The organism is Micromonospora foliorum (genome assembly GCF_022229015.1).
In the GTDB taxonomy this organism is placed as follows: Bacteria; Actinomycetota; Actinomycetes; order Mycobacteriales; family Micromonosporaceae; genus Micromonospora; species Micromonospora foliorum.
On sequence record NZ_JAKKFF010000219.1, the window covers coordinates 1 to 3,853 of the forward strand.

3 protein-coding genes and 1 pseudogene are annotated in these 3,853 nt (G+C 70.5%); 2 read left to right on the forward strand and 2 right to left on the reverse strand.

Annotated elements, in window-relative coordinates; translation table 11 throughout:
• The coding region (locus tag PSH25_RS16915) for a molybdopterin-dependent oxidoreductase (RefSeq protein WP_238659995.1) at nucleotides 1-975 on the forward strand (975 nt) is incomplete at its 5' end.
• 324 nt (nucleotides 976-1,299) lie between these two features.
• On the opposite strand, the gene PSH25_RS16920 is transcribed toward PSH25_RS16915, so the two are convergent.
• Nucleotides 1,300-1,863, reverse strand: coding sequence for a hypothetical protein (locus PSH25_RS16920; protein WP_238659996.1), 564 nt, complete (start codon nucleotides 1,861-1,863; stop codon nucleotides 1,300-1,302).
• A gap of 827 nt (nucleotides 1,864-2,690) precedes the next feature.
• Complete coding sequence (locus PSH25_RS16925) at nucleotides 2,691-3,074, reverse strand: WhiB family transcriptional regulator (protein ID WP_238659997.1); 384 nt, start codon at nucleotides 3,072-3,074, stop codon at nucleotides 2,691-2,693.
• Between the two features lie 253 nt (nucleotides 3,075-3,327).
• Here PSH25_RS16925 and PSH25_RS16930 point away from each other — a divergent pair.
• Nucleotides 3,328-3,853: pseudogene (locus tag PSH25_RS16930) on the forward strand (helix-turn-helix transcriptional regulator); the annotation flags it as partial.

Sequence of the window (3,853 nt, forward strand, 5' to 3'; positions counted from 1 at the left end):
CGCGGCGTGTCCGCAGCCCGCGACGCGATCCGCCTGCCCGCGCCGGTCGCCCCCGCACCGGCCGTGCCGGCGGGCGCGGACCTCGCGCTGACCCAGCTCGCGCCGTACGTCACCCCGAACTTCGGGTTCTACCGGATCGACACCGCACTGGTGGTGCCCCAGGTCGACCCGGACACCTGGCGGTTGCGGATCCACGGGCGGGTCGGCAAGGAGCGCACCTACAGCTACGCGGATCTGCTGGCTCGACCGCTGGTCGAGCGGTACGTCACGTTGGCCTGCGTCTCCAACGAGGTGGGTGGGGACCTGATCGGCAACGCCCGCTGGCTCGGCGTACCCCTGCGGGAACTGCTGGACGAGGTCGAGCCCGACGACGACGCCGACCAGGTCGTTGGTCGGTCGGTCGACGGCTGGACCTGCGGTACCCCCACCGCCGCGCTGCGCGACGGACGGGACGCGCTGCTGGCCGTCGGAATGAACGGTGAGCCGCTGCCGGTCGAACACGGCTTCCCGGCCCGGGTGGTGGTGCCGGGCCTCTACGGCTACGTGTCGGCCTGCAAGTGGGTGACCGAACTGGAGCTGACCCGGTTCGCCGACTTCGACGCGTACTGGGTGCCGCGCGGCTGGTCCCCCCAGGGGCCGATCAAGACCCAGTCGCGGATCGACGCGCCCCGGGGGCGCAACCGGCTGACCGCCGGACCGGTGACCGTCGCCGGGGTGGCCTGGGCGCAGCACCGGGGCATCCGCCGAGTCGAGGTACGCGTCGACGACGGCCAGTGGCAGGAAGCCGCGCTGGCCCCGACCGTGTCGGTCGACACCTGGGTGCAGTGGTCCTGGCGCTGGGACGCCACGCCGGGCGAACACCGACTCCAGGTCCGCGCGACAGACGCGACAGGTGAAACCCAGACCGAGCGTACGCAGGACGTCGTCCCGGATGGTGCCACCGGCTGGCACACGGTGACCGTCACCGTCCGCTGACCAACGCTGCGTCCGTGACCTGTGTGCGTCCGCGACGTGTTCTGCGGGTTGGCGGGCTGTGCTGACGACCTGCCTTGCGGGTACCCGCGTCTCTCCCTCGGGCCGGCCCGGCCGGCTGACTGACGGGTGATTCCCCCAGACCGTGCATGCAGATCTGGACACTTTCCGTTCAGCGTGAACGGAAACTATCCAAGATCTGCGGACTCGGAACACGGAAATGCCGCTGGCCGGCACCCCGGGTTGCGGGTGCCGGCCAGCGGTCGGTGTCGTGCTGTGGTCTTGCCGTGCGGTGGTGCTGGCGTGCGTGTTCTGCGGTGACGCGGGTCAGCTGTTCCAGTGCTGGCCGACCAGGTCGGTGGCCTGCTGCTCCCACTGGGCGTAGGCGTCCGGGTAGGCCGATACCTGCACGGTCTGCGCGGCGTCGGTCAGGGGCATGTCCTGCCACCCGTCGACCTGCTTGAGGCCCTTGAGGAACGCGGTGGTCGAGTACTCCGGGTTCGTGATCTGCTCCGGGGTGCCCCAACCCGAGCTCGGGCGCTGCTGGAACAGGCCCAGCGAGTCGTGGTCGTTCATGTCGCCGAGGTGGCCCAGGTTCTCCAGCTTCGACTCCTGCAGGCTCGTCGCGATCGAGATCACCGCGGCCCGCTCCGGCAGACCAGCCTTCTTCGTCGCGGCGATGATCGCCTTGACGTTCGCGGTCTGCTCGTCATTCAGCGTGATGTGGGACTGGTCGCCCTGCGGCTTCGGCGCCGCCGACTGCACGGCCACCGCGACCGGCTTGCCATCCACCGGGGTGGCGGCGTGGGCGGCGATCGGACCGGCGAAGACACCACCGGCGAACGCGAGACCAGCAACAGACAGCATGCTCTTACGGAAGATCGTGTTCATGAGGGGTAGCTCCTTCGGGGGTAGGACACCCGCACACACCAATTCGGGGACACGGTGGCGACGGGTGTGAGCACCTCGTCCGGCGCTGCACAAACAAAGGGGGAAAGTCTGGGGGTGACGCCTACGGTTACTCGGCGTCTACCGGCGGCCTACGGGCGAGGGCTCGTGGCGCCGGGTCCAGGTGTAACGACCGGTGGGCCCGGGTCATTCCGGGGTGGCCCACCTCGCCGGGCAGTCTCGTCGAGGCTGCGGCTGCGGTCGTTCGTGGGAGGTGTAACGACCGGGGGGCCAGGGTCATTCCGGGGGGCGGCCCACCCGCCGGCACCCTCATCAGGGCGGCGCCTGCGGTCGTTCGTGGGGACTGCAACCACCGGGCCGGGGCTGGCATTCCAACCTGCGCGACCGGCCCCCGGGTGGCGGGGTGGTGGGTCGGTGGTGCTGCGATCGTCAGGGTATGTAACGACCCCGGCCCGGCCATGATTCCGATCCACGGGTGCATCCGATCACTGGACAAAGGCCGCGTACCTCGCAGCAGCCTAAGCCCTGCGCGCAGCCTGAATCCCCCAGACCGGACAAACCTCCCAGGGCGTCGTCTCTGACTTGACCTCGCGACCGCACAACCGGCTTGATCCACTCGGGTTCATTGAAGCCGGGGTGTCCGGGCCAACAAGAAGCCCCGACATCAAGGAACCCGTGTTGATCATGGCCGTGTCGCCGGCGGCGGGGCGCACGGGAACCGCATGAACGGCACGGGACCGCATGAACGGCACGAAACCGCGCCCCCGGGGCGGGGGCGCGGTTTCCGCAGATGTTGGGGACGTGTCGGGTCAGGCCACGTTGCGTTGGGCCGGGACGGTCGACTTGTGCGGGCGGCCCAGGCGGGCCTCCAGCCGTGCGACGTCGACCCGGGCGTGCCGGCGGTCTGCCAGGTCCTCCCAGCCGACGGCGAGCAGGCGCAGGCGCTCCGACTCGCTGAAGCCTCCCCACACGCCGTACGGCTCGCGTACCGACAGTGCGTGGGCGGCGCACTCGGCGCGAACCGGGCAGGCGCAGCATACCGACTTGGCGGCGGACTCGCGACGTAGCCGGGAAGAGCCACGCTCACCGTCGGGGTGGAAGAACTGGGCACTGTCGCGCCCTCGGCAGGCACCGAGTCGCTGCCAGTCCCAGAGATCGACGATGGGTCCGGGCAGTCTACGTACGTTCGACATCAGCACCCCTCCTCCCGCGCGGCTCCGCGAGAATCCTTATGGCCGGCGTCCGGGCGGCGGGCCGCGCAGGCGCACCGTTCCCGGCCTGGATCTCCCGGTACCCGGGCTTTCGCCAACTCACACGTCTGTGATCGAAAACGTCCGGGAAATTGCGGCTTTTGCCCCATCTGTCGGAAAAGTTCGAAGGATTGCCGGGAACCCCCTCCCCAGCCGACCGCGTCATGGTCTGCTCGTTGGCGGAGAGGAGACCACAGTGCGTACCGTTCTTGTGTGCGTTCGGACACCACTCGCGGCCCAGCACCTTGCTTCTGCTGCCGCGCGGCTGGGGTTGTCCGCGATCGTTCGTACCGCCGTCTCTGATCCCGAGGTGATGCTGCGCCTGGCCGAGCGACCGGCCGACGTGGTCCTGGCCGACACGGCCCTCACCCGGCCGGACAGCGCCGGATTCGTCCGCCGGGTCTTGGCGCGTGCGCCGCAGGCGGCGGTGCTGCTGCTCGGCACCGAGGAGTCCGAGGCCGCGGCGGCCACCATCAGCGCCGGCGCCCGGGGGCTCATCCAAAATGTCGACCATGACCTGACCAGCGCGGTGGCGAAGGCGCTACTGCTGCTCACCGCGCCTGGCCGAGCCTCCCGGCAGCGGATCACCGATCCGGCCCGCGACGCCGCGGCGGTGGGTGGTTCCGGTCGCTCCGGGCCGTCGCCGCGTGGCTCCGGTGAGCCTGGCTGGGCGGCCACGGCCGCTGACGGGCCGGCCGGTCTGGCGTCGGTGCCGGTGCAGC

Bases quoted from the DNA above. Each gene is read 5' to 3' on its own strand.
- PSH25_RS16920 (WP_238659996.1), bottom strand. From the start codon at position 1,863: ATGAACACGATCTTCCGTAAGAGCATGCTGTCTGTTGCTGGTCTCGCG.
- PSH25_RS16925 (WP_238659997.1), bottom strand. From the start codon at position 3,074: ATGTCGAACGTACGTAGACTGCCCGGACCCATCGTCGATCTCTGGGAC.